The 24,721-nt window shown below is 72.1% G+C and carries 23 protein-coding genes and 1 pseudogene; 6 read left to right on the forward strand and 18 right to left on the reverse strand.

From position 1 onward, the window contains the following. Positions 1–30 precede the first annotated feature (30 nt). Entirely contained in the window at positions 31–198 is a 168-nt protein-coding gene (locus ACH4C6_RS24975; RefSeq protein ID WP_369194770.1) for a hypothetical protein, read from the forward strand. Positions 199–214: 16 nt separating this feature from the next. Here the strand turns inward: ACH4C6_RS24975 and ACH4C6_RS24980 are convergent, their stop codons facing one another. Then, positions 215–592, reverse strand: a complete 378-nt coding sequence (locus ACH4C6_RS24980) for a metal-sensitive transcriptional regulator (protein WP_398110821.1) — start codon at positions 590–592, stop codon at positions 215–217. A 203-nt stretch (positions 593–795) separates the two neighbouring features. Between ACH4C6_RS24980 and ACH4C6_RS24985 the strand changes: the two genes are divergently transcribed. Both ACH4C6_RS24985 and ACH4C6_RS24990 read left to right on the forward strand, forming a co-directional pair. Further along, on the forward strand, positions 796–1,416 hold the full coding sequence (locus ACH4C6_RS24985) for a DUF47 family protein (RefSeq protein ID WP_362235767.1): 621 nt from the start codon (positions 796–798) through the stop codon (positions 1,414–1,416). A gap of 7 nt (positions 1,417–1,423) precedes the next feature. After that, complete coding sequence (locus ACH4C6_RS24990; protein ID WP_398110822.1) at positions 1,424–2,422, forward strand: anion permease; 999 nt, start codon at positions 1,424–1,426, stop codon at positions 2,420–2,422. Positions 2,423–2,541: 119 nt separating this feature from the next. Here the strand turns inward: ACH4C6_RS24990 and pstB are convergent, their stop codons facing one another. From pstB to ACH4C6_RS25040, 10 genes are all read right to left on the reverse strand, one after another. Next, positions 2,542–3,318 carry a phosphate ABC transporter ATP-binding protein PstB gene (pstB, locus tag ACH4C6_RS24995; RefSeq protein ID WP_398110823.1) on the reverse strand — a complete coding sequence of 259 codons (777 nt, stop codon included), beginning with the start codon at positions 3,316–3,318 and terminating at the stop codon, positions 2,542–2,544. Positions 3,319–3,388: 70 nt separating this feature from the next. Continuing rightward, positions 3,389–4,450: a phosphate ABC transporter permease PstA gene (gene pstA, locus ACH4C6_RS25000; RefSeq protein ID WP_398110824.1), complete on the reverse strand. Its 1,062-nt coding sequence runs from the start codon at positions 4,448–4,450 to the stop codon at positions 3,389–3,391. Continuing rightward, entirely contained in the window at positions 4,447–5,448 is a 1,002-nt protein-coding gene (gene pstC, locus ACH4C6_RS25005) for a phosphate ABC transporter permease subunit PstC (RefSeq protein ID WP_398110825.1), read from the reverse strand. The genes pstA and pstC overlap by 4 nt, the downstream gene beginning before the upstream one ends. 103 nt (positions 5,449–5,551) lie before the next feature. Further along, on the reverse strand, positions 5,552–6,682 hold the full coding sequence (gene pstS, locus ACH4C6_RS25010) for a phosphate ABC transporter substrate-binding protein PstS (RefSeq protein ID WP_398110826.1): 1,131 nt from the start codon (positions 6,680–6,682) through the stop codon (positions 5,552–5,554). 311 nt (positions 6,683–6,993) lie between these two features. Next, positions 6,994–7,440, reverse strand: a complete 447-nt coding sequence (locus ACH4C6_RS25015; protein ID WP_398110827.1) for an NUDIX hydrolase — start codon at positions 7,438–7,440, stop codon at positions 6,994–6,996. 34 nt (positions 7,441–7,474) lie between these two features. Then, positions 7,475–8,611, reverse strand: a complete 1,137-nt coding sequence (locus tag ACH4C6_RS25020; protein ID WP_398110828.1) for a CHAD domain-containing protein — start codon at positions 8,609–8,611, stop codon at positions 7,475–7,477. Then, positions 8,592–10,823: an RNA degradosome polyphosphate kinase gene (locus ACH4C6_RS25025; protein WP_398110829.1), complete on the reverse strand. Its 2,232-nt coding sequence runs from the start codon at positions 10,821–10,823 to the stop codon at positions 8,592–8,594. The genes ACH4C6_RS25020 and ACH4C6_RS25025 overlap by 20 nt, the downstream gene beginning before the upstream one ends. Positions 10,824–11,195: 372 nt before the next feature. Continuing rightward, a complete protein-coding gene (locus ACH4C6_RS25030) occupies positions 11,196–12,053 on the reverse strand; it encodes an ABC transporter permease (RefSeq protein WP_398110830.1) in 858 nt (285 codons plus the stop codon). After that, positions 12,050–12,934 (reverse strand): ABC transporter ATP-binding protein, encoded by an 885-nt coding sequence (locus tag ACH4C6_RS25035; protein ID WP_398110831.1) that lies wholly within the window; start codon positions 12,932–12,934, stop codon positions 12,050–12,052. The genes ACH4C6_RS25030 and ACH4C6_RS25035 overlap by 4 nt, the downstream gene beginning before the upstream one ends. After that, a complete protein-coding gene (locus tag ACH4C6_RS25040; protein ID WP_398110832.1) occupies positions 12,931–13,323 on the reverse strand; it encodes a GntR family transcriptional regulator in 393 nt (130 codons plus the stop codon). Before ACH4C6_RS25040 ends, ACH4C6_RS25035 begins: the two co-directional genes overlap by 4 nt. Before the next feature lie 211 nt (positions 13,324–13,534). Here ACH4C6_RS25040 and ACH4C6_RS25045 point away from each other — a divergent pair, with 211 nt between their 5' ends. Then, positions 13,535–14,497, forward strand: a complete 963-nt coding sequence (locus ACH4C6_RS25045; protein ID WP_398110833.1) for a LysR family transcriptional regulator — start codon at positions 13,535–13,537, stop codon at positions 14,495–14,497. Here the strand turns inward: ACH4C6_RS25045 and ACH4C6_RS25050 are convergent. Continuing rightward, positions 14,469–14,985, reverse strand: a pseudogene (locus tag ACH4C6_RS25050) (N-acetyltransferase). The gene ACH4C6_RS25045 and the pseudogene ACH4C6_RS25050 sit on opposite strands and share 29 nt — an antisense overlap. A gap of 3 nt (positions 14,986–14,988) precedes the next feature. Beyond that, positions 14,989–15,915, reverse strand: a complete 927-nt coding sequence (gene mshD / locus ACH4C6_RS25055) for a mycothiol synthase (protein ID WP_398110834.1) — start codon at positions 15,913–15,915, stop codon at positions 14,989–14,991. A gap of 145 nt (positions 15,916–16,060) precedes the next feature. Between mshD and ACH4C6_RS25060 the strand changes: the two genes are divergently transcribed. Beyond that, positions 16,061–17,878, forward strand: a complete 1,818-nt coding sequence (locus ACH4C6_RS25060) for a bifunctional metallophosphatase/5'-nucleotidase (protein ID WP_398110835.1) — start codon at positions 16,061–16,063, stop codon at positions 17,876–17,878. Between the two features lie 58 nt (positions 17,879–17,936). Then, a complete protein-coding gene (locus ACH4C6_RS25065) occupies positions 17,937–19,169 on the forward strand; it encodes a DUF2993 domain-containing protein (protein ID WP_398110836.1) in 1,233 nt (410 codons plus the stop codon). 201 nt (positions 19,170–19,370) lie between these two features. Here the strand turns inward: ACH4C6_RS25065 and ACH4C6_RS25070 are convergent, their stop codons facing one another. From ACH4C6_RS25070 to ACH4C6_RS25090, 5 genes are all read right to left on the reverse strand, one after another. After that, positions 19,371–20,837, reverse strand: a complete 1,467-nt coding sequence (locus ACH4C6_RS25070; protein ID WP_398110837.1) for a sensor histidine kinase — start codon at positions 20,835–20,837, stop codon at positions 19,371–19,373. Then, positions 20,834–21,571: a response regulator transcription factor gene (locus ACH4C6_RS25075; RefSeq protein WP_398110838.1), complete on the reverse strand. Its 738-nt coding sequence runs from the start codon at positions 21,569–21,571 to the stop codon at positions 20,834–20,836. The genes ACH4C6_RS25070 and ACH4C6_RS25075 overlap by 4 nt, the downstream gene beginning before the upstream one ends. Positions 21,572–21,672: 101 nt before the next feature. After that, positions 21,673–22,665 carry a S1C family serine protease gene (locus ACH4C6_RS25080; protein WP_398110839.1) on the reverse strand — a complete coding sequence of 331 codons (993 nt, stop codon included), beginning with the start codon at positions 22,663–22,665 and terminating at the stop codon, positions 21,673–21,675. Positions 22,666–22,772: 107 nt separating this feature from the next. Beyond that, a complete protein-coding gene (locus ACH4C6_RS25085; protein ID WP_398110840.1) occupies positions 22,773–23,795 on the reverse strand; it encodes a LacI family DNA-binding transcriptional regulator in 1,023 nt (340 codons plus the stop codon). A gap of 128 nt (positions 23,796–23,923) precedes the next feature. Next, complete coding sequence (locus ACH4C6_RS25090) at positions 23,924–24,712, reverse strand: response regulator transcription factor (RefSeq protein ID WP_398110841.1); 789 nt, start codon at positions 24,710–24,712, stop codon at positions 23,924–23,926. Between the last annotated feature and the right edge of the window lie 9 nt (positions 24,713–24,721).

Genomic DNA, 24,721 nt, shown 5'->3' on the forward strand with positions numbered 1-24,721 from the left:
GTCGGTAACGGCAGAGACGAGGTGACGCGCGTGGCTCCGGTCGGCGGTACGGCAGTTCAGGACCACGTGGCCCTCGCCGAGATCGAGCTGTGCGGCGAGCTCATCATCGCCGCCTCGGCCGCGCAGGAGCGGCTCAGCCTGGAGAGCATCGACGAGGTGCTGAACGTGGCCGAGGAACGCGCCGCCTCCGGGCGCTGAACGGCCCGGGCCCGGGTCAGGTCCGCAGCATGCGGGCGATCGCCTGGGTCGCCTCCTTCACCTTGGCGTCGATCTCGTCACCGCCCTTGAGGGCCGCGTCGGCGACGCAGTGCCGCAGGTGCTCCTCCAGCAGCTGCAGGGCGAAGGACTGCAGGGCCTTGGTGGACGCGGAGACCTGCGTGAGTATGTCGATGCAGTAGACGTCCTCGTCGACCATGCGTTGCAGGCCGCGGATCTGGCCCTCGATGCGGCGCAGCCGCTTGAGGTGCTCGTCCTTCTGCTTGTGGTACCCGTGCACCCCGTGGTCGTGTTCGGTCACGGCGTCCGCGCCGGTGGTGTCGGCGGTGCCGTGGGTGACATGCGCGACATCTGTCGTGTCGGTCACGTCGGTCATCGCGTCCTCCTGGTGGGCAGTGCGCCGACATATACCCCTACTGGGTATATGGTACCGAAGTTTCCCGGGTATACGGGCCTGGGGCCGCCCCCGTGCTCATCACTGTGCCCGATGGGCGACACTGGTGGGCGGCCCGATAGCCGTGGCCGGATGTTGCGCCTAGCATCAGCCTGACCGAAACCGAAGCACCCCGAGGACCCCACGTGCGCTTTCGTCTGACCCCCAGGGAGACGAGCTTCTACGACATGTTCGCCGCCTCCGCGGACAACATCGTCACGGGCTCGAAGCTCCTGATGGAACTGCTCGGGGCGGACTCTTCCGCCCGGGCCGAGATCGCAGAGCGTATGCGGGCCGCGGAACACGCAGGTGACGACGCCACGCACGCGATCTTCCACCAGCTGAACTCCTCGTTCATCACGCCGTTCGACCGCGAGGACATCTACTCCCTGGCCTCGTCCCTCGACGACATCATGGACTTCATGGAGGAGGCCGTCGACCTGGTCGTCCTCTACAACGTCGAGGAACTGCCCAAGGGCGTCGACCAGCAGATCGAGGTGCTGGCGCGCGCGGCGGAGCTGACCGCCGAGGCGATGCCGCACCTGCGGACGATGGAGAACCTCACCGAGTACTGGATCGAGGTCAACCGTCTGGAGAACCAGGCCGACCAGATCCACCGCAAGCTGCTCGCGCACCTCTTCAACGGCAAGTACGACGCCATGGACGTGCTGAAGCTGAAGCAGATCGTGGACGTGCTGGAGGAAGCGGCGGACGCGTTCGAGCACGTGGCGAACACGGTGGAGACCATCGCCGTCAAGGAGTCCTGAGCCCTTCATGGACACCTTCGCGCTGATCGCGACCATCGGGGTCGCGCTCTTCTTCACGTACACCAACGGCTTCCACGACTCGGCGAACGCCATCGCCACGTCCGTGTCCACGCGGGCGCTGACGCCGAAGGCCGCGCTGGCGATGGCCGCCGTGATGAACCTGGCCGGCGCCTTCCTGGGCTCGGGAGTCGCCAAGACCGTCAGCGAGGGCCTGATCCAGACGCCCGAGGGCTCGAAGGGGATGGGCATCCTCTTCGCCGCGCTCGTCGGCGCGATCACCTGGAACCTCATCACCTGGTACTTCGGCCTGCCGTCCTCGTCCTCGCACGCGCTGTTCGGGGGCATGGTGGGCGCGGCGCTGGCCGGGGGCACGACGGTCTACTGGCACGGCGTGCTGGACAAGGTCGTCATCCCGATGTTCATCTCGCCGGTGGTCGGCCTGATCGCCGGTTACCTCGTGATGACGGCCATCCTGTGGCTGTTCCGGCGCTCCAACCCGCACAAGGCCAAGCGCGGGTTCCGCATAGCCCAGACGGTGTCCGCGGCGGGCATGGCCCTCGGCCACGGTCTGCAGGACGCGCAGAAGACCATGGGCATCGTGGTGATGGCCCTGGTCATCGCCGACGTCGAGGACTACGGCGACCCGATCCCGGTGTGGGTCAAGATCGTCTGTGCGGTGATGCTGTCGCTGGGCACCTACGCGGGCGGCTGGCGCATCATGCGGACCCTGGGGCGCAAGATCATCGAGCTGGACCCGCCGCAGGGCTTCGCCGCGGAGACGACCGGTGCCTCGATCATGTTCACCACGGCGTTCCTGTTCAAGGCGCCCATCTCCACGACCCACGTGATCACCTCCGCCATCATGGGCGTGGGCGCCACCAAGCGCGTGAACGCGGTGCGCTGGGGCGTCGCGAAGAACATCATCCTGGGCTGGTTCATCACGATGCCGGCCGCCGCCCTGGTGGCCGCGGCGTCCTTCGGGATCGTGAACCTGGCGTTCCTGTAGGACGCCCGCACCGCCCGCACGACGCGAGAGGGCCCGCCCCCGGGAATCCGGGGGCGGGCCCTTTTTCGGCCTCGCGGTGGCACCGCCATGCAGCACCGCGAGGAGCACCGGGGGGACGGTCAGCCGAAGCGGCCGGAGATGTAGTCCTCGGTGGCCTGGACCGACGGGTTGGAGAAGATGCGCTCCGTCTCGTCGATCTCGATGAGCCTGCCGGGCTGGCCGACGGCCGCGAGGTTGAAGAACGCGGTGCGGTCCGAGACGCGGGCCGCCTGCTGCATGTTGTGCGTCACGATGACGATCGTGAAGCGCTCCTTGAGCTCGCCGATCAGGTCCTCGATCGCCAGCGTGGAGATGGGGTCCAGGGCCGAGCAGGGCTCGTCCATGAGCAGGACGTTCGGCTCGACCGCGATGGCCCGGGCGATGCACAGGCGCTGCTGCTGGCCGCCGGACAGGCCCGAGCCGGGCTTGTTCAGCCGGTCCTTGACCTCGTTCCAGAGGTTCGCGCCCTTGAGGGAGCGCTCGACGATGTCGGACAGCTCGCTCTTCTTGTAGGAGCCGTTCAGCCGCAGGCCCGCCGCCACGTTGTCGAAGATCGACATCGTCGGGAACGGGTTGGGCCGCTGGAAGACCATGCCGACCTCGCGGCGCACGGACACCGGGTCGATGCCCGTGCCGTAGAGGTCCTCGTCGTCCAGGAGCACCTTGCCCTCGACGCGGCCGCCCGAGGTGACCTCGTGCATGCGGTTCAGGGTGCGCAGGAACGTCGACTTGCCGCAGCCGGACGGGCCGATGAAGGCCGTCACCGAGCGCGGCTCGACGGTCATCGAGATGTCCTCGATCGCCTTGTGGGAGCCGTAGTAGGCGGTGAGTCCGCTCACGTCGATTCGCTTGGCCATTGCTTCTTCACTTCCAAGTGTTGGGGGGTCGCTGTGTGGCCCCGCGCGGCGGTAGCCGCAGATTGACGCTTCAGCGACCGGTGCTCGGGGCCTTCCAGCGGGCGATCCCGCGGGCCACCAGGTTCAGGAGCATCACGAAGGCGATGAGGGTCAGCGAGGCGGCCCAGGCGCGGTCGTACGCCGCACCGGAGCCCGCGCTGTTCGCGTACTGCTGGTAGATGTACAGCGGCAGGGAGGCCTGCGCGCCCTCGAAGGGGTTGGCGTTGATGAACGCGTTGCCCCAGACCAGCAGCAGCACCGGGGCGGTCTCGCCGGTGATGCGGGCGATCGCGAGCATGATGCCGGTCGTGATGCCGCCGATGGAGGTGGGCAGGACCACCTTCAGGATGGTGCGCCACTTGGGGACGCCGAGCGCCAGGGAGGCCTCGCGCAGCTCGTTGGGCACGAGCTTGAGCATCTCCTCCGTGGAGCGGACGACCACCGGCATCATCAGGATGGCCAGGGCCAGCGAGCCGGCGAAGCCGAAGGGCTGCATGTCGAGCATCAGCATGAGGCTGAGGATGAACAGGCCCGCGACGATCGACGGGATGCCGGTCATGACGTCGACGAAGAACGTGATGGCCTTGGAGAGGTTGCCCCGGCCGTACTCGACGAGGTAGATCGCGGTGAGCACGCCGATCGGCGCGGCGATCACGGTGGCGAGTCCGACCTGTTGCAGGGTGCCGAGGATGGCGTGGTAGATGCCGCCGCCGGGTTCGGTGTCGGCGACGACGCCCATGGAGTGCGTCAGGAAGTAGACGTCGAGGACCTTCACGCCGCGTGCGACGGTCGACCAGACCAGCGAGGCCAGCGGCACGACGGCGAGCAGGAAGGCGACCCAGACCAGGGAGGTCGCGATGCGGTCCTTGGCCTGCCGCTTGCCCTCGACGGCCGCGGCGATGGCGTACGTGCCGACGACGTAGAGGATCGCGGCGATCAGGCCCCACTGGACGCGGCTGTGCAGTCCGGCGGCGAGGCCGATGCCGGCCGCGAGGGCGATCGAGCCGCCGGCGATGGCGAACGGGGACCACTTGGGCAGGCGGGCGCCGCGCAGGCTGCTGGGGCCCTCGGGGGTCAGGGTTGCGGTGCTCATGCGTTGGCCCCCGAGTACTCCTTGCGGCGGGCGATGATCGCGCGGGCCGCGCCGTTGACCAGCAGGGTGATGACGAACAGGACCAGGCCGGAGGCGATCAGCGCGTCGCGGCCGAACTCGGTGGCCTCACCGAACTTGCTGGCGATGTTCTGGGCGAACGTGCCGCCGCCCGGGTCCAGCAGGCTGGCCTGGATGTCGAAGGTCGGGGAGAGCACCGTGGCGACGGCCATGGTCTCGCCGAGGGCGCGGCCGAGGCCGAGCATCGAGGCGGAGATGACGCCGGAGCGGCCGAAGGGGATGACCGCCATGCGGATCACCTCCCAGCGGGTGGCGCCGAGCGCCAGCGCGGCCTCCTCGTGCATCTGCGGGACCTGGCGGAAGACCTCGCGGCTCACGTTGGTGATGATCGGCAGGATCATGATCGCGAGCAGGATGCCGACGGTCAGCATCGAGCGGGGGGCGCCGCCCTCCCACGAGAAGACGCCGGTCCAGCCGAGGTAGTCGTCCAGCCAGCCGAACAGGCCGGTCATGTGCGGGACGAGGACCAGGGCGCCCCACAGGCCGTAGACGATCGACGGCACGGCGGCGAGCAGGTCGATCACGTAGGCGATCGGGCCGCGCAGCCGTCGGGGGGCGTAGTGGGTGAGGAACAGGGCGATGGCGACGGCGACCGGGACCGCGATGACCATGGCGATGATCGAGGAGACCACCGTGCCGAAGGCCAGGACGGCGATGCCGAAGTCCGGCGGGACGAGGTTGGTGTCCCACTGGAAGGTGGTGAGGAAGTTGCCCTCGTCCTTGCTGATGGCGAGGGACGCCCGGTAGGTGAGGAAGACCGCGATCGCGGCCATGACCACCAGGAGCAGGATGCCGGAACCGCGGGAGAGGCCGAGGAAGATCCGGTCTCCGGGCCGGGTGGCGCCGCGCGCGGCGCGCTTGTCGATCACCGGCTGTGAGGCGGGGGGAGGTGCGTCGGTTGTCTGTGTGGGTGTGCCCATCGGGTTCTCCGGTCTGCGGAGCCGTACGCGGGGTACGGCCACTGGCGGCGGTGCACCGGACGGTGCGGCCCGGTCCCGGGGTGGGGGCCGGGCCGCACGCGGGTCAGCTCAGGCTCTCGATGGTGGTGCGGACCTGGGCGATGATGTCGTCGGGGATCGGCGCGTAGTCGTTCTCGGCGAGGATCTTCTGGCCGTCCTCGGAGGCGATGTAGCGCAGGAACGCCTTGGTGCCGGGCAGCGTGTCGGACTTGTTGCCCTTGTCGCAGACGATCTCGTAGGTGACCAGGACCATCGGGTAGGCGCCCTCGGCCTTGGTGGCGTAGTTCAGCTCCAGAGCGAGGTCCTTGCCGGTGCCGACGACCTTCGCCTCGGAGATGGCCTTCGTGGCGTTCTCGACGCTGGCCTTCACCGGCTGGGCGGCGCCCGTGTCGAGGTCGACGGTCTTCAGGCCGTCCTTGGCGTAGGACAGCTCGAAGTAGCCGATGGCGCCGTTGGTCTGCTTCACCTGCTGGGCGACACCGGAGGAGCCGGAGGCGGACTGGCCGCCCTTGGCCTGCCAGGTCTTGCCGCCGTCGTAGGGCCAGTCGCCCTTGGCGGTGGCGATCAGGTACTTGGTGAAGTTGTCCGTGGTGCCGGAGTCGTCCGAGCGGTGGAACGCCTGGATCTTGAGGTCCGGGAGCTTCGCGTCGGGGTTCAGCTTCGCGATCTGCTTGTCGTTCCAGTTGGTGATCTGGTTGTTGAAGATCTTCGCCAGGGTCGGGGCGTCCAGGACGAGGTTGTCCACGCCGTTGACGTTGTAGCCGACCGCGATCGGGCCGCCGACCATCGGCAGGTCGATGCCCTGGCCGCCGGAGCAGACCTTCTTGGAGGCGGTGACCTCGTCGGGCTTCAGCGCCGAGTCGGAACCGGCGAAGGCCACCTGGCCCTGGGTGAACGCGGTGACGCCGGCGCCGGAGCCGCCGCCCTTGTAGTTGATCTGGAGGCCCTGGCAGGCCGCGGTGAACTGCTTCACCCAGGCGTCGATGGCGTTCTTCTGCGCGGAGGAGCCGTCGGCGAGCAGCTGCCCCTTGGCGTCGTCGCACTTGACGTTGCTCGGCGCCGCGGCGTTGGAGGAGCCGCCGCCGTCGCTGTTGCCGCCGGTGTCGTCGGAGCCGCACGCCGTGAGGGCCAGGGCGCCGGAGACGGCGAGAGCACCGAGAGCGAGGGCCCGCCGGTTCATGCGCTGAAGCTTCACTTGAGTTCCTTCCGGGAGCCGCCGTCCTGAATCCGGCGGCGTGCGAAGTCTGAGTGACGCGGACGCGGACCCGCTCGCTTGGCGCGGCTCGCGTCGGTAAGGCCGAAATTAGGCAGATCAGGTGAAGGAGCCGATGGCCGCACATGAACGAGGGGTGAACCCCTGTCTAAGGCCTGGTGAGGTCACGGAATGCTCACGGGCAGGACACGGCGGCATGCCGCTTCGGCGGACGAAAGAGGACACAGCGGTCAGGTGGCGATCACGGCCGGCCGGTCGTCCCGGACGGCGGGGAGGCCGGCCGGGGCCGTCGGTCAGTCAGGAGCCGACGAGGGCGCCCCGGGCGGCCGCAGCGCGGTGAGCAACTCGTCGACCAGGGGCCGGTCCTGGGGCCGGGTGAGCCGGTCGCGGGCCGCGGCGGGCGTCAGCCACAGCACCCGGTCGACCTCGTCCGACGGGGTGAACGTGCCGGACACGGCCTCGGCGGCCCAGTAACGGACCTGCTTGGGGCGGCCTCCGGCCAGGTAGTGCAGGGTGGACAGCTCCGGGCCCGGCACGGCCCGGCACCCCGTCTCCTCCTCGACCTCGCGCAGGGCGCCGGCGAGGGCCTCCTCGCCCGGCTCGAGCTTCCCCTTCGGCCACGACCAGTCGTCGTATTTCGGCCGGTGGACCAAGCAGAGCCGCGGCTCGCCGCCGGTGGGGGAGCGGCGCCACAGCACGCAGCCCGCCGCCAGGACCGTGCCGTCCCCGGAAGTGCTCACGCCGTTCACCGCCTCCTGCCGCCCGGCCCGGTCCTCACGCGCCGACGGTCTCCTTCTGCCAGGCCTGCTGGAACGTGAAACGTGCCGCCTCCACCTCGTGCCGCTGGTCGGCGTGGAGCACGCCGAGCGCGTACGCCGTGGCCGGGGCGATCCGCGGGGTACGGGCCGCCTGGGCCGCCGCCGCTGCCGCCTCCGAGGCGTCGCGGTGCAGGTTCAGCGCCTGGCCCGCGGCGAGCAGACGCAGGTCGACGACGGCGTTGCCGCGGGGGCCGCTGACCGTCTCGCGGGCGTAGCGGTGCAGGCGCAGCAGCAGACGGACCTGGTGCCAGGGGGCGTCCTGCGGGTGCGGGACCGTGTCGGGGGACAGGCCGTGGACGAGGGCCGCGGCGTTGTAGGGGCTGCCCGCGGTGACCAGGGGCAGGGCGGTCACGGCGTCGGTGAGCCGGTCCTCGGCCGCCCCGGCGAGGAGGCGCAGGTCGGTGGTGGCGGCGGGGCCGGTGAGGGGGACCTCGCTGGCCAGCACGGCGACCTTGTCGGCGACGGCGTGGAAGCGGCTGCTGCCCAGGGCCTGAAGGGCGGTGGAGTGGGCGCGGGTGCGGGCGAGGGTGAGCTGGCGGTCGAGCAGGGCGCCCGCCTTCGCCGCCCCGACGGTGAGGTTGCCGCGCTCCGGGGCCGCGGTGGCGCCCCGGGGAGCCGCCCCGGCCGGGACGGGCGCCGCACCGGAGGCCCGGCCGCCGGGGGGCGGACCCGCCGCGCCCGGGAAGGCGGTGGAACCCGACAGGCGGTGCAGGGCGGCCAGCAGGCGTTCCAGGCGGGCCGTGCAGGCGTGCTCCATCGCCAGGGTGCCCGACACCCAGGCCAGTTCGGGCCGCACCGCCTCGCACCAGTCGGCGTCCAGCAGGGGCTGGAAGGTGTGCAGGCTCGCGCTGATCCGGCGGGCCGAGCGGCGCAGGGCGCGGGCCGCCTCCGCCGAAGTCTCCGAGCCGCCCGCCCCCGCCCCCGTCTCGCGGTGCAGGCGCAGGGCCCGGAGGAACTCCGTGGCCTGGGCCCGCAGATAGCCCGCGAGGGCGTCACCGGTCGGGGCGGTCGCGACGGTCCCCGGCCGGGTTTTCGCCAGGGGCGCGGCGGTCCCGGGCCGGGGGCCCGTCGGGTCAAGGTGTCGCTGTGCCACGCCGGCGCCTCCGGGCGTCTATGAGCATCTCCTGGACGTTGCGCAGGGGCTGGCCGTCCGCGTCGGTGGCGTGCCGGGTCCACTCGCCGTCCGGACCGAGGTGCCAGGAGGCGGTGGAGTCGGACATGCCGGTCTCCAGCAGCCGGTTCAGGGCCGCCCGGTGGGCCGGGTCGGTGACCCGGACCAGGGCCTCTATCCGGCGGTCGAGGTTGCGGTGCATCATGTCGGCGCTGCCGATCCACACCTCGGGCTCGCCGCCGTTGCCGAAGGCGAACACCCGGGAGTGCTCCAGGAACCGGCCGAGGATCGAGCGGACCCGGATGTTCTCCGACAGGCCGGCGACGCCCGGGCGCACGGCGCAGATGCCGCGCACCCAGATGTCCACCGGCACCCCGGCCTGGGCGGCGCGGTAGCAGGCGTCGATGACGGCCTCGTCGACCATCGAGTTGACCTTGATGCGGACGTACGCGGGACGCCCCGCGCGGTGGTGCTGTATCTCCTTGGTGATCCGCGAGACCAGCCCGTCGCGCAGGGACTTGGGGGCGACGAGCAGCCTGCGGTAGGTCTCGCGGCGGGAGTAGCCGGAGAGCCGGTTGAACAGGTCGGAGAGGTCCGCCCCGACCTGCGGGTCGGCCGTGAGCAGGCCGAGGTCCTCGTAGAGGCGGGCCGTCTTCGGGTGGTAGTTGCCGGTGCCGACGTGGCTGTAGCGGCGGAGCGTCTCGCCCTCCTGGCGGACCACCAGCGACAGCTTGCAGTGGGTCTTCAGCCCGACCAGGCCGTAGACCACGTGGCAGCCGGACTCCTCCAGTTTGCGGGCCCACTTGATGTTGGCGTGCTCGTCGAAGCGGGCCTTGATCTCGACCAGCACCAGGACCTGCTTGCCGGACTCGGCGGCCTCGATGAGCGCGTCGACTATGGGGGAGTCGCCCGAGGTCCGGTACAGGGTCTGCTTGATGGCGAGGACGTCGGGGTCCCCGGCGGCCTGCTCCAGGAAGGCCTGCACGGACGTGGAGAACGAGTCGTAGGGGTGGTGCAGCAGCACGTCCCGTTCGCGCAGCGCGGCGAAGATGTCGGGCGCGGACGCCGACTCGACCTCGGCGAGGTCGCGGTGGGTGCCGGCGACGAACTTGCGGTACTTCAGCTCCGGCCGGTCCAGCGAGGCGATGCGGAAGAGGCCGGTGAGGTCCAGCGGGCCCGGCAGCGGGTACACCTCGGCCTCGCTGATCTTCAGCTCGCGCACCAGCAGGTCCAGGACGTCGCGGTCGATGGACTCCTCGACCTCCAGGCGCACCGGCGGGCCGAAGCGGCGCCGCATGAGTTCCTTCTCCAGGGCCTGCAGCAGGTTCTCGGTGTCGTCCTCCTCGACCTCCAGGTCCTCGTTGCGGGTGAGGCGGAAGGCGTGGTGCTCCAGCACCTCCATGCCCGGGAACAGCTCCTCCAGGTGCGCGGCGATGACGTCCTCGATGGGGACGTAGCGGCCGGGGGAGCTCTCCAGGAAGCGGGACAGCAGCGGCGGCACCTTGACCCGGGCGAAGTGCTTGTGGCCGGTGACCGGGTTGCGCACGACGACGGCCAGGTTCAGCGACAGGCCGGAGATGTACGGGAAGGGGTGCGCCGGGTCGACCGCCAGCGGGGTCAGCACGGGGAAGATCTGGTGCCGGAACAGGGTGAACAGGCGGGCCTGCTCCTTCTCCTGCAGCTCGTTCCAGCGGACCAGGTGGATGCCCTCCTCCGCGAGTGCGGGGGCGACGTCCTCGTGGTAGCAGGCGGCGTGGCGGGCCATGAGCTCGCGGGAGCGCGCCCAGATCATCTCCAGCACCTCGCGGGGCTGGAGGCCGGAGGCGGAGCGGGTGGCCACGCCGGTGGCGATGCGGCGCTTGAGGCCGGCGACCCGGACCATGAAGAACTCGTCCAGGTTGCTGGCGAAGATCGCGAGGAAGTTGGCCCGCTCCAGCAGGGGCGTGTTCGGGTCCTCGGCGAGTTCGAGCACCCGCTCGTTGAACGCGAGCCAGCTGCGCTCCCGGTCGAGGAACCGGCCCTGGGGCAGCTGGGGCCCGTCGTACGGCGACTCCTCGTAGGCGTCGAGGTCGGCGTCGATGTCGGGTTCCAGGTCGGACACGACGGCGGCGACCGTGTGCGGGCGGTGGGCCGCGATGGAGCCCACGGAGGGCTGCGGGTGCTGGACCTGTGCCTGGGTGTTCGGCTGGCTCATGGACCCATTCTTCCGCGCCGCGAGCATCACGGGCGCGTCGGAAGGCGCGGGCGCGAGCGGCGGAGTCTCATGAGCGCTCCCGTTCCCCGCGGGCCCCATCGGGGGCGGCGACGGCTCTGGCACGGCGGGATTCATTGGCCGAGCGTCGCAAGCCCGTCTGAATCGGCGGTTACGGAGACATGACGTGCGGGACACCGGGGGGCGGCCCGCCGGGGTGCGAGGGGGGCGGATGGGGCGCGTGGGGGGCCGGGCGCCGACGGCGGGGCCGTGCACAGGCTGTGGACGGGTCCGGCCTTCCCGGGGGTGCCGATCCCGCGCGCCGGGTGTCGATCCGCGCGTCCGTCCCCCCGTGGACGGACGCGCGGACCGGGCTCAGGGCAGGCGCCGGGCCAGCAGGGCGAACGCGGCGGTGGCGGCCAGGGCGGCGACGGCCAGCACCAGGGACGTCTCGACCAGTTGCAGGGGCCAGAAGTGGGACGCCGGGTGCTCGTGCATCAGCTGAGCCGTCCCCGGCGGGGTCGGCCACAGATGCGGGCGCGCCTCGTCGAGCGCCCAGATCAGAGCCGCCACGGCCAGGACGGCGGCACCGAGGGCGGGCAGGGCGCGGCGCAGGACCACGCCCGCGAGGACGCCCAGGGCGAGGGCGGCCAGGGGGTGGACGGTGGCGAGGACGCCGTTGGCCTCGAAGACGCTGTCGTCGTGCCACTCGGACCAGCCGATGGCCCGGATCAGGTGGTGGTCCGAGGCCCACAGGGTGCGGTGCAGCAGGGTCAGCGCGAGGGTGCCCGGCACCAGCAGCAGGGCCGGGACGGCCAGTTTGGCGGCGAGCCAGCGGGCCGGGGTGACCGACTGGGTCCAGGCCAGGCGGGCGGTGCCGTCCTCGAGCTCGCGGCCGACCAGCCCGCCCGCCCACGCGCCGGTGAGCACCGGCACCAGGGAGAGCAGGCCCTCGGCGACCGTCACCACGGTCTCGTACCGGAACATGGCGGGTTCGGGAATGTCGCAGCCCAGGGTCGGGCTGCCCTTGGTGCAGCCCATCTCCCGGTACTCGGCCCACGCGGCGTCCGCCCCCGGGCCGAGCGCCCACAGCAGCGCCCCCGCGGCCACCGCGACCAGCCCGATCCAGAAGACCAGCGCCGAGCGGTGCACGCGCAGTCCGGCGAGGAACAGCCCGCGCGGCCCCGGGAACCGGGGGGCGGCGACCGGGGTCGCGTCCGTCACGGCGGTCATACGGCGGCCTCCTGCGGGTCGAGCAGCAGCGAAGGGGCATCGGGGGCACGCAGGTGGGCCAGGACGACCTCCTCCAGGGAGGGGCGGTCGCCGTGCCGTGCGTCGCCGAGGGCGCCCGCGGGCCGGACCAGGGCGGTCAGCTGGCGGCCGGTGGTGCGGGACTCGACCACGGTGTGCGGGGCCAGGGAGTCGCCCGCCCGGGCCGTGACCAGGGTGTGCGCGGCGAGCAGGTCGTCCAGCGGCCCGGCCAGCCGGACCCGGCCGCGGCCGAGCAGCAGCAGGTGGTCGCAGGAGCCCTCCAGCTCCGCCACGACATGCGAGGACATGACAACCGTGGTGCCGTGGTCGGCGGCGTCGGCCATGAGCGTGGCCATCAGCTGGTGCCGCGCGAGCGGGTCGAGGTCGGCCATCGGCTCGTCCAGGAGCAGCAGCTCGGGGCGCTTGCCGAGGGCCAGGGCGAGGGCGACCCGGGTGCGCTGGCCGCCGGAGAGGGAGCGGATGCGGGCACCGGGGTCGAGGTCGCCCTCGGCCACGATCCGCTCGGCGGTCCGGGCGTCCCAGCGCCTCGGGTTGAGGTCCCGGCCCAGCCGCAGCGTGCCCGCGACGGTGAGCTGGGGGTACAGCGGCTTGTTCTGGGCGACGTGCGCGAGGCGCTCACGGGCCGCCGCCGGGGTGGTGCCGAGCACGGTGACGGTGCCCTCGGTGGGGCGCAGCAGTCCGGCCGCGAGGGCCAGCAGGGTGGACTTGCCGGCGCCGTTGGGGCCCACGAGGGCGCAGACGCGGCCTGCCGGGAGCCGGAAGGAGCACCCGTCCAGCGCCGGCCGGCGGCGGAGCCCGTACCTCCTGCCCAGTCCGGCCGCCTCGATGGCGGTGTCGGTCATGCGTCCCCCTTGGTCTGTGTGAACTGCGCGTCGAGTACGGAAGCGAAAAGGGCGGCCACGTCCTCGCGCTCCAGGCCGGCCTCGCGGGCCCGGGCCGCCCAGGCGTCCAGCTCCGCGCGCAGCGGGGAGTCGGCGGGGGCGGCGCCCAGGGACCGGCGTACGAAGGTGCCGAGTCCGCGACGGGCCTCGACCAGGCCCTCGCGCTCCAGCTCCCGGTAGGCCTTGAGCACGGTGTTCGGGTTGATGGCGGTGGCCTCCACGACCTCGCGGGCCGTGGGGAGCCGGTCTCCCGGTTGCAGCAGGCCCAGGCGCAGGGCCTGCTTGGTCTGCTGGACGATCTGGACGTAGGTGGCCACGCCGCTGCGCCGGTCGATGCGGTATTCGACCACTGCCTGAACCACCCTTTCACTAATTGAGTAGTGAAAGGGTGGTGGAAGGTCCGGGTGGAAGTCAAGCCGGGTCGCGGCAGGCCGTCGGCCGGCGGCGGTGGGTGCCGACGCCTGTCACAACCAACAGTTGTGCAGCGGGCCGGGTAATCGGCACGAGCACCCGAGGAGCCCCTTCCCGCACAACCATCCGGCGTGCCGCTAAGCTCCCGGCGTGGATCTCAAAGCCGTGCGGGCCTTCGTCGCGATCGCCGATTCCGGGCAGTTCCAGCGGGCCGCCGTCGACCTCGGGCTCACCCAGCAGGCCGTCTCCAAGCGGATCGCGGTGCTGGAGAAGGACCTCGGGGTGCGGCTGCTGGTGCGTACCCCCCGGGGTGCGGAGCTGACCATCGACGGCCAGGCGCTGCTGCCGCACGCCCGGGTCCTGCTGCGGGCGGAGGAGCGGGCCGCCGCCGCGGTGCGGCCCGGGGACCGGGCGCTGCGGGTGGACGTGGTGGGGCGCCGGAGCGCCGTCGGGGGGCTCGTGCAGGACTTCCACCGGGCGCATCCGGGGATCGCCCTGGACGTCGTCACGCTGTTCGACGCGGACACGGCGACGGCGGCGGTGCGGGACGGGGCCGTCGACGCCACCTTCCGGGCCGTCACGATGCCCGGGCACCGGCTCCCCGACGGCATCGCGGCCGTCCCGGTCCTGGACGAGCCGCTGCACCTGTGCGTCGGCCCCGGGCACGCCTTCGCGAAGGCGCCCTGGGTGACGCCCGCGCAACTGGCCGGGCACCGCATCTGGATGCCGGGGAACGTGCCGGGGACCGAGTGGCACGCGTACTACGAGGCGTTCGCCGCGGAGTTCGGGCCGGCCGTCGACACCGTCGGGCCCAACTTCGGTCTGGAGGCGCTGCTCGACACGGTCGCCGGTTCCCCGACCGTGGCGACCGTCCTGAGCGAACGGACCCCGCACGTCTGGCCGGCCGGCCACGACCTGCGGCTGGTCCCGCTGCGCGACCCGGTCCCGGTCTACCCGCACTCCCTGCTGCGGCGCACGGACAACCGGCACCCCGGTCTGGCCGCGCTCCAGGACCACCTCACGGCGAACCGCCCCGCACCGCCGCAGGGGCAGACCTGGCGCCCGGCCTGGGCCCGGCCCACCCCTACGGGAGCCGCTTCTCCCTCAGCGTGAAGGACTTGGGCACCCCGCCCGGCTGCGGCTTGCCCTCCTTGCGGCCCACGATCCGGTAACCGGCGTCCTCGTAGTAGGCGTTGAGCCGGGCGTTGGACGCCAGGCAGTCCAGCCGTACCGAGGTCCGGCCCGTCCCGGCCACGCGGCGCTCGGCGGCCCCCAGCAGCAGCCGTCCCGGGCGGGGCGACCGACCGGTCCACCATCAGCCGGTGCACGTACCCGGCCACCGGCGGCTGCGGGCCCCAGGCGTCCTCGTCCTGCCACCACAGCTCCCAGGCGCCGGTCAGGCGCCCCTCGGACTCGGCCAGCCAGACCTCGCCGGCCGCCATGGCCCGGCGGAAGTGCTCCCGGCCCAGCTCGCCCGGGCGCCACTGCCCGGTGATGCCGTGGGACAGCATCCAGCGGGCCGCGTCGTCGCGCAGGCGGACGAGGGCCGCCAGGTCGCCCTCACCGGCCGGGCGGATGCGCGGATCGGGCGCCCGGGACACGGCTCAGGTCTCCGTCCGGTACATGAGGTCCACCTCGTGCGTGGTGAAGCCCAGGCGTTCGTAGACCGTCACCGCCGCCTTGTTGTCGGCGTCGACGTACAGCATCGCGGTCGGCAGGCCCCGGTCCGCCAGGTGGCGCAGGCCGATCGTCGTGAGGGACCTGCCGAGGCCGCCGCCCTGCGCGCCCGGGGCGACACCGAGGACGTACACCTCGCCGAGGCGCTCGCGGTCGTGCACCTTCGTCCAGTGGAAGCCGACGAGTTCGTCGCCGCGGAACGCGAGGAAGAAGCCCGCCGGGTCGAACCACGGCTCGGCCTTGCGGTCGTCCAGGTCGCGCTGGGTGAGCGAGCCCTGCTCGGGATGGTGGGCGAAGGCGGCGGCGTTGACGGCGAGCCAGGCCGCGTCGTCCCGGCCGGGCTCGAAGGGGCGTACGGTGACGCCCTCGGGCAGCACCGGCTGCGGGGTGTCGAAGCCGGCCAAGGGGCGGCGCATCTGGCGGAGTTCGCGGAACAGCGTGAGGCCGAGGACCTGGGCGAGGTGCCGGGCGGCGGAGTGCCCGCCGTGCGCCCACACGCGAAGTCGCTTGCCGGAGGCGGCCAGCAGGGCCGAGCCGAGGGCCCGCCCGTGCCCGTGTCCGCGATGCCCCGGATGCACCACCAGCTCGGCGGCGGGCGGCTCGACCTCGTCGGTGTCCTCCAACTGGGCATATCCGACGAGGTGCCCGTCCACGGTGAGGAGCAGGTGGGACACGCCCTCGCGCTCCCCGCCCCGCAGCTGCAACCGGCCCTGTTCGGACACCGCCTGCTGACCGTCGGTCCGGGCCGCCTCGTCGAGCAGTCCGAGCACGGCCTCGGTCTGCTCCGCGGAGAGGGCGGCAAGGGTCTCGATCGAGCGGGGGCGGCCGGGCCGTACGGTGTCGTCGCTGGTCATGCGTACGAGGGTACGGGGCGGCACCGGCAAATCGGCGGCAAAGAAGCAACCCACTCGTAACCATGAAAGGCCTGTCGCGCTACGCGCGTTGACTTTAGGCTGCGCGCGACGACATCACTGTCACCGCAGACCCACAGGGGGGCGAATGCCAGCCACTTCACCGGCGCATCCGGAGCGCCGGAAACGCCGTACGACCCGTCTCGCCGCGCTCACCGCCGGTGTCGTCACCGTCGGCGCGCTGGCCGCCGCGGCGCTGCCCGGCTCCGCGAGCGCCGGTGAGGACCACCGCAAGGGCGGCCACGGGCACGGCCGCTACCAGGACGTGCAGCTGCTGTCCTTCAACGACCTGCACGGCAACCTGGAGCCCCCGGCCGGTTCCTCCGGCCGCGTCACCGAGACGCAGCCCGACGGCACGACGAAGACCATCGACGCCGGTGGCGTCGAGTACCTCGCCACGCACCTGCGGCAGGCCCGCGAGGGCGAGAAGTACTCCATCACCGCGGCCGGCGGCGACATGGTCGGCGCCTCCCCGCTGCTGTCCGGCCTGTTCCACGACGAGCCGACCATCGAGGCGCTGAACAAGCTCGACCTCGACGTCACCTCCGTCGGCAACCACGAGTTCGACGAGGGCGCCAAGGAGCTCGGCCGCCTCCAGAACGGCGGCTGCCACCCGAAGGACGGCTGCTACGCGGACGAGAAGTTCCAGGGCGCCGACTTCCCCTACCTCGCGGCCAACGTCCTCGACGAGAAGACGAAGAAGCCGATCCTCAAGCCCTACTGGGTGTGGAAGAAGAACGGCGTCAAGGTCGGCTTCATCGGCGTGACCCTGGAGGGCACCCCGGACATCGTCTCCGCCGAGGGCGTCAAGGGCCTGTCCTTCAAGGACGAGACCGAGACGATCAACAAGTACGCCAAGGTGCTCCAGAAGCAGGGCGTGAAGTCGATCGTCGCGCTCATCCACGAGGGCGGCTTCCCGGCGTCGACGTCGTACAACTACGACTGTGACTCCCCGGGTGCGGGCGACGGCATCTCCGGCCCGATCGTCGACATCGCCAAGAACGTCACGCCGCAGGTGGACGCGCTGGTCACCGGCCACACCCACAACGCGTACGTGTGCAGCATCGCCGACCCGGCGGGCAAGCCCCGCATGGTCACCTCGGCCGCGTCCTTCGGCCGCCTCTACACCGACACGACGCTGACCTACGACCGCAGGACCGGCGACATCGCCCGTACGGCGGTGAAGTCCGCGAACCGCGTGGTCACCCGGGACGTCCCCAAGGCGCCCGACATGACCGAGCTGATCGGCAAGTGGAACACCCTGGCCGCGCCCATCGGCAACCGGCCCATCGGTTACATCTCCGGCGACATCGGCAACACCGGCACCGAGTCCCCGCTCGGCGACCTCATCGCCGACGCCCAGCTCGCCCACGGCAAGCAGCTCGACCCGGAGACCGACCTGGCGCTGATGAACCCCGGCGGCATCCGCGCGCCCCTGACCTACGCGGCCAAGGGCGCCGAGGGCGACGGTGTCGTCACCTACGCGGAGGGCTTCACGGTCCAGCCGTTCGCCAACACCGTGAACCTCCAGGACTTCACGGGCGCGCAGGTGATCCAGGCGCTCAAGGAGCAGGTGTCCGGCCCGAACGCGGCCGCGCCGAAGATCCTCCAGGTCTCGTCCGGTCTGACGTACACGCTGGACCTCACCAAGTCCGGTGCCGACCGGGTGGTCACCGACAGCATCAAGCTGAACGGCTCGGCCATCGACCCGTCGGCCACCTACCGCGTCGCGACGAACAGCTTCCTCGCGGGCGGCGGCGACGGCTTCCCGACGCTGGGACAGGGCACCGGCGACGTCGTGGGCGCCGACGACCTGACCGCGCTGGAGCAGTACCTGACGGCCAACTCCTCGGCGACCAGCCCGATCGCGCCCCCGAAGGCCGACCGGATCACGATCGTGAAGTAGGTCGCATACCCGGGGTTCGAGTTGCGGGTGGGGCCGGTGCGCGTGGTCGGATGGCTCGATGCGTACCCCCCACCACGCAGCTGCGCATCCCCGGCCCAACCCGTACGAGGAGCTCGCCGCCCTCGACGACGGGCCTCTCGAGGTGACCCCTCTGGAGGAGTTCCTCCCCGAGGCGCCCGAGGAGGGCGCCGAGGACGCCTGGGCCCCGCCGGACCACCGGCGGGGCGGCAGGCGGGGCGGTCGACGGAGCGGCAGGCGGCGGAAGAATCGTTTCGCCGGACTGCCCCTCGCCGTGAAGGCAGTGGTCGGCCTGGTCGTCGTCGCCGCCTTCGCCGCCCTCGCCGACCGCTGGGCCCTGCTCTACGCCGAGCACCGCGCCGCCGACACCCTCCAGGACCGCCTCGACCTGGCCGCAGCGCCCGAGGTGGAGATCGGCGGCTTCCCCTTCCTCACCCAAGTCGCCGCTGAGCGGCTGGAGTCGGTGAAGGTGACCGTCCCGGACGTCGCCGCCGACCGGGTCTCCCTCGCGAAGGTGTCCGCAACGGCCCACGACGTCCGCCTGGACGCCGACGGCCTCACCTCCGTACGCGGCGCCCGCGTCCCCCGCTTCGACGGGGAGGTGCAGCTGTCCTTCGCCGACCTCAACCGCGAACTCGGCGCCTCCCAGGTCACGTTCACCGGCGAGGGCCGCGACCGCGTACGGGCCGAGGGCACCCTGCCGGTCGCCGGGCACGATCTGCGGATGCACGCCGAGGCCCGGATCCGGCGCCAGGGCGCGCGCGGCATCGCCACCGAGATCGGCAGCATGCGCCTGGACATCGGCGACCTGGCCACCTACCGCCCGGGCACCGGTCCCGCGCAGGGCCTGCACCTCACGCCCGAGGGCAGCGCGGACCTGGCCCGGCAGACCCGCAAGGCGAAGGCCCTGCTGTCCGTCCCCGCCCTCGTGCGGCGGCTCGGGGTGCCCGGGGCGACCGTGCGCGAGGCCCTGGCCGACGACGGCAGGCTCACCGAGCTCATTGGGTCCCCGCGCTTCGCGCGCCAGGCCCAGCGCCTGAACCTCGTCGACCTGGCCCTGGACCACCCGCAGGTGCTGCGCCGGCTCGGCCTCGACCCGAACCTGCTCGACGCCCTGTCCGGCCTGACCCGCCCGGTCCTGGCCGAGCGGCTGTCCCTGGCGTTCGAACTCCCGGAGCCGGAGCAGGGGAACGTGCGGTTGCAGGAGGTCCGCGTGCAGCGCGACGGCATCCGGGTGCGGGTGTCGGGGTCGGGGCTGTCCGTGGGGTCGTAAGGAGGACGCCTATCCGCCGGGCGTGGTCACCGTGGACATCGACTCCCCCGGCATGCTCGGCTTCCACTGACACTTCACTCGTCGCCGCGGTGGAGGCGCCAGGGCGTGTTCACCGGCCTTGCCGTCGCGCAGTACCGCCCTGGCGCCTTCGAGCACCCCTGCCGCGCGGCTCGAGCCCCTGGGCATCCTTCGTGGCGTACGTCAGTCGGTAGGGAGGTCCGCCGGCGGGGGGACCGTCGCTCCCGGGAGCCGGACCGTCGCCACCGTGCCTCCGTCCTCGGCCGGGGCCAGGGTCACCTCGCCGCCCGCCTGCTGCACCGTGCGGGCCACGATCGACAGGCCCAGGCCCGAGCCCGGCAGGGACCGTGCGCTCGGGGAGCGCCAGAAGCGGTCGAAGACGTGGGGGAGTTCGTCGGTGGGGATGCCCGGGCCATGATCGCGGACCGTGAGGGTGCCGTCGGCCAGGCGTACGTCGATCACGCCGCTCTCCGGGCTGAACTTCACCGCGTTGTCCAGGATGTTGACCACCGCCCGTTCCAGGGCGGACGGCTCCGCCCGGACGAACCACGGCTCGACGTCCGCCGTGATCGTCAGGTCCGGGCCCCGCAGCCGGGCCCGCCGCAGCGCCGACTCGACCGTGTCGTGCCAGGCGACGATCTGGGTCCGGCCGGCGTGGTGGCCGGTGTCCGGGCGGGACAGCTCCTGCAAGTCGCCGATGAGCGCGGCTAGTTCCGTCATCTGGGCCTTCACCGAGGCCAGCAGGGCCTTGCGGTCGGCCTCGGGGAGGGGGCGGCCGGTCTCCTCGCTGCGGGTGAGGAGCTCGATGTTGGTGCGCAGCGAGGTCAGGGGGGTGCGCAGCTCGTGGCCGGCGTCGGCGATCAGCTGCTGCTGGAGGTCCCGGGAGCTGGCCAGCGCCGAGGTCATCGAGTTGAAGGAGTGGGACAGGCGGGCGATCTCGTCCTCGCTGTCGTCCTCCACGGGGATGCGGATGTTCAGGTCCTCGGTGCGGGCCACGTGCTCGACGGCGTCGGTCAGCTTGTCGACGGGCCGCAGCCCGGCCCGGGCGACGGCCAGCCCGGCCGCGCCGGCGCCGAGCACCCCCACGCCCGACACCAGCAGCAGGATCAGCGCCAGTTCGTTGAGCGTGGACTGGGTGCCCTTCAGCGGCAGGGCGACGACCAGCGAGTAGTCCGCGGCCACGCCCGGCCGCAGGGAGTCGTCCTTGACGACGAGCGCGGTGGTCATGACGCGCAGCCTGTTCCCGTCGGTGTCGGTACCGTCCCGGAAGTGCTGCACGTTCGGGTCGGGGGCCTTGGCCACGGTCTTGTCGGCGCCGCTGACCTGCACCTGGGCCGTGGAGCTGGGGAAAAGGCACACCCTGCCGTCGACCCTGACCAACTGCCCGTAGCTCTTGGGCCGCGAGCCCACACCCAGCGCGTCGGACGGGGTCTGGGGGCAGGCGGCCACGAGGTCCCGGAACTCGTCCGGGTGCACCGGCCCCACCGACGACTTCAGGTCCTCGTCGATCTCGTCGTACAGCTTGCCCTGCACGATGAACCAGCAGGTCACCGACACCGCCGCCACGGCGAACGCCACGGCCGCCGCCACCAGCAGCGCCAGCCGCGAGCGGATCGGCAGCGAGCGGAAGCGGCGGACGAGCCTGCTCACTCGGCGCCGCCCTGGCGGAGCACGTAGCCGACCCCGCGCACCGTGTGGACCAGGCGCGGCTCCCCGCCCGCCTCGGTCTTGCGGCGCAGGTACATCACGTACACGTCCAGGGAGTTCGACGACGGCTCGAAGTCGAAGCCCCAGACGGCCTTGAGGATCTGCTCCCGGGTGAGGACCTGGCGCGGATGCGCCATGAACATCTCCAGCAGCGTGAACTCCGTGCGGGTGAGCTCCACCGGGCGCCCGCCCCGGGTGACCTCGCGCGTGGCGAGGTCCATGCGCAGGTCGGCGAAGGCCAGCACGTCCTCGTCGGCCGGGCCGGCCGCGCCCATGGCCGCCGCGTAGGAGCTGCGGCGCAGCAGGGCGCGGATCCGGGCGAAGAGCTCGTCCAGTTCGAACGGCTTGACCAGGTAGTCGTCGGCGCCCGCGTCGAGGCCGGTGACGCGGTCGCCGACCGTGTCGCGGGCGGTGAGCATCAGGATGGGTGTCGTGTCGCCGGCGGCGCGGATGCGGCGCGCGGCGGTCAGCCCGTCCATGCGCGGCATCTGGATGTCGAGGACGACGAGGTCGGGGCGGTAGACCGCGGCCTTCTCCAGGGCGTCCGCGCCGTCGACCGCGACCTGCGTGCCGTACCCCTCGAAGGCCAGGCTGCGCTGGAGCGCTTCGCGTACGGCCGGCTCGTCGTCGACGATCAGGATGCGCTGGGTGTCACGGTCGCCGTCTGCGGGGCTCATGGGCGGGCGGTCCTCGGGTGTGGTGGGGGCGGGGGTGCTCTGACGTTCTCAGCGTCGCACGACTCGGCGCGGGGCCGGGCGCCCTCCGTCCGCCGGGGGAATCAGTCCGTCGAGCCCGCCCGCAGCTTCGCGAGGTCGGCCTTCACCGTGTCGATCGGGATGGCGAAGCCCAGGCCGACGCTGCCCGCGTCGGCGGACGAGGAGGCCTGGCTCGCCGGCGAGTACATCGCGGAGTTGATGCCGATGATGTTGCCGTTCATGTCGATCAGCGCGCCGCCGGAGTTGCCCGGGTTGAGGGACGCGTCGGTCTGGAGCGCCTTGTACGTCGTGGTGTCGCTGCCGGTGTCGCCGTTGAACTGACGCCCGCCGAACTCGAACGGCCACTGTTCCCCGCCCTGCTGGGGCTGCTGCTGCCCCTCGTCGGTCGGGACGGTCACGTCGCGGTCGAGGGCCGAGATGATGCCGCTGGTCACCGTGCCGGACAACCCCTCGGGCGAGCCGATCGCCACGACCTGGTCGCCGACCTGCACCCCGGCCGAGTCGCCGAGCGTGGCGGCCTTGAAGCCGGAGCCGTCCTGCACCTCGATCAGCGCCAGGTCCTTCTTGCTGTCGGTGCCGACGGTCTTCGCGGAGTACGTCTTGCCGTCGCTGGTCGTCACCTGGATCTTCGAGGCGCCGGAGACGACGTGGTTGTTGGTGACGATCTCGCCGCCGCTGGTGATGATCACGCCGGAGCCGGTGGAGGACCCGGCGTTGGAGTCGGCGCTGATCTCGACGATGCTGGGGCTGACCGCCTTGGCGACCCCGGCGACCGTGCCCTTCTGACTGGAGGGGACCACGTGGGTGCTGGTGGAGCTGGAGGCGACGGTGTCGTTGCCGGCCAGCTCCTGGATGCCGTAGGCGGTGCCGCCGCCTGTCGCGGCCGCGACGATCGCCACGGCGGCGAGCAGGGCCACGGGCCCGCGGGTGCGCTTGTGCGGAGCGTGCGCCGGGGCGTACGCCGGCGGGGGCGGCCACTCGGGGTTCACCGGGGCCTGCTGCTGACCCTCGTAGGGGTTCGGGTACTCGCCGCTGCGGTGGAAGCTCTCGGTCATGGCATCGAGCGTGCGGCCCGACCATGAGAGCTTCCTGAGTGCTCACTGAGAAGCCCGACAGAAGTGCGTATGCCCGATGTAAAGGGCCTCGCGCGGGAGCCGGCGGGTTACGCGCAGCCGCAGGAGTGGCGGACCACCAGTCGTGACGGGAAGACCTTCAGGCGCTCGCGCCGGGAGCCCGCCACCCGCAGTCCGTCGTCGAGGACGAGGTCCACCGCGGCCCGGGCCATGGCCGGACGGTCCGAGGCGATCGTCGTCAGGGGCGGGTCGGTCAGGGCCGCCTCCTTGATGTCGTCGAACCCGGCCACCGCCAGCTCGCCGGGCACGTCGATGCGCAGTTCGCGCGCCGCGCGCAGCAGGCCGATCGCCTGGTCGTCGGTGGAGCAGAAGATCGCCGGTGGGCGGTCCGGGCCGGAGAGGATCTTCAGGGCGGCCTGGTAGGCGTCGTAGCGGTTGTAGAGGGCCTCGAAGAGGCGGCCCTCGGTGGGGATCCCGGCGTCGTCCATCGCGCGGCGCCAGCCCTCGACGTGGTCGGAGACCGGGTCGCCGACCGCGGGCGTCTCCGCTATGCCGCCCATGCAGGCGACGTACGCGTGGCCGTGCTCCAGCAGGTGCCGGACGGCCAGCTCGGCGCCGCCGAGGTCGTCCGTGGTGACGGCGACGTCGTCGATGGCCTCGGGGCGTTCGTGCAGCAGCACCACCCGGGCGTCCCAGGCGTCGATCTCGGCGGCGGCCAGGTCGTTGAGCGCGTGGCTGACGAGGATGAGGCCGGAGACCCGCATGCCCAGGAAGGCCCGCAGGTAGTGGACCTCGCGCTCGGCCACGTAGTCCGTGTTGCCGACGAGGACCATCTTCCCGCGCTCGGAGGCGGCCTGCTCGACCGCGTGCGCCATCTCCCCGAAGAAGGGCTGGCGGGCGTCCGGGATGATCAGGCCTATGAGGTCCGTGCGCCGGGACGCCATCGCCTGGGCCACCCGGTCGGGCCGGTACCCCAGTTCCTTGATCGCGGCGAGGACACGCTCGCGCGTGGCCGGGGCGACCGGCCGGGGTCCGTTGTTGATGACATAGCTGACCACGGCAGTGGAGGTCCCTGCCAGCCGCGCCACGTCATCCCGAGTCACCTTGGCCACGCGCGGAGTCTACGCGGATATACCCGCTCCGGGCAGGGCGTGAAGGAGGGTCCGTACGATATCCCGACCGCCGTCCGGGCGACGCCCTCGCGCGGGACGAGACCCAGGTCGGCGACGGGATGCGCTCCTCACGCCCGGGTGCGCGCCTCGGCGGCGCCCAGCGCGGCCGACTCGTCCGCTTTGCCGGTTTTTGCGGTGGCGGCTTCGGTCTTCGCCTCCTCGGCGGCCCGCTCCATCTTCTCCGGCTTCTCCGGCGTAACGAATCGATAACCCACGTTCCGCACGGTGCCGATCAGCGACTCGTGCTCGGGGCCGAGCTTGGCGCGCAGCCGCCGTACGTGCACGTCGACCGTGCGCGTGCCGCCGAAGTAGTCGTAGCCCCACACCTCCTGGAGCAGCTGGGCGCGGGTGAAGACCCGGCCCGGGTGCTGCGCGAGGTACTTCAGCAGCTCGAACTCCTTGAAGGTCAGGTCCAGGACCCGGCCCTTGAGCTTGGCGGAGTACGTCGCCTCGTCGACCGACAGGTCGCCGTTGCGGATCTCCATGGGGGAGTCGTCCCCGACGATCTGCTGCCGTCCCATGGCCAGCCGCAGCCGGGCCTCGACCTCGGCGGGTCCGGCGGTGTCGAGCAGGACGTCGTCGATGCCCCAGTCGGCGGTGACGGCGGCCAGACCGCCCTCGGTGACGACGAGGACCAGCGGGCAGCCCGGCCCGGTGGAGCGCAGCAGCTGGCACAGGCTGCGGACCTGGGGCAGGTCCCGCCGGCCGTCGACGAGGATGACGTCGGCGCCGGGGGTGTCGACGAGGGCGGGGCCCTCCGCGGGGGCCACCCGCACGTTGTGCAGGAGCAGGCCGAGTGCGGGGAGCACCTCCGTCGACGGCTGGAGGGCGTTGGTCAGGAGCAGCAGAGAACTCATACGTCTGGT

It is taken from the genome of Streptomyces sp. NPDC017943 (assembly GCF_044328425.1).
Lineage (GTDB): Bacteria > Actinomycetota > Actinomycetes > Streptomycetales > Streptomycetaceae > Streptomyces > Streptomyces djakartensis_A.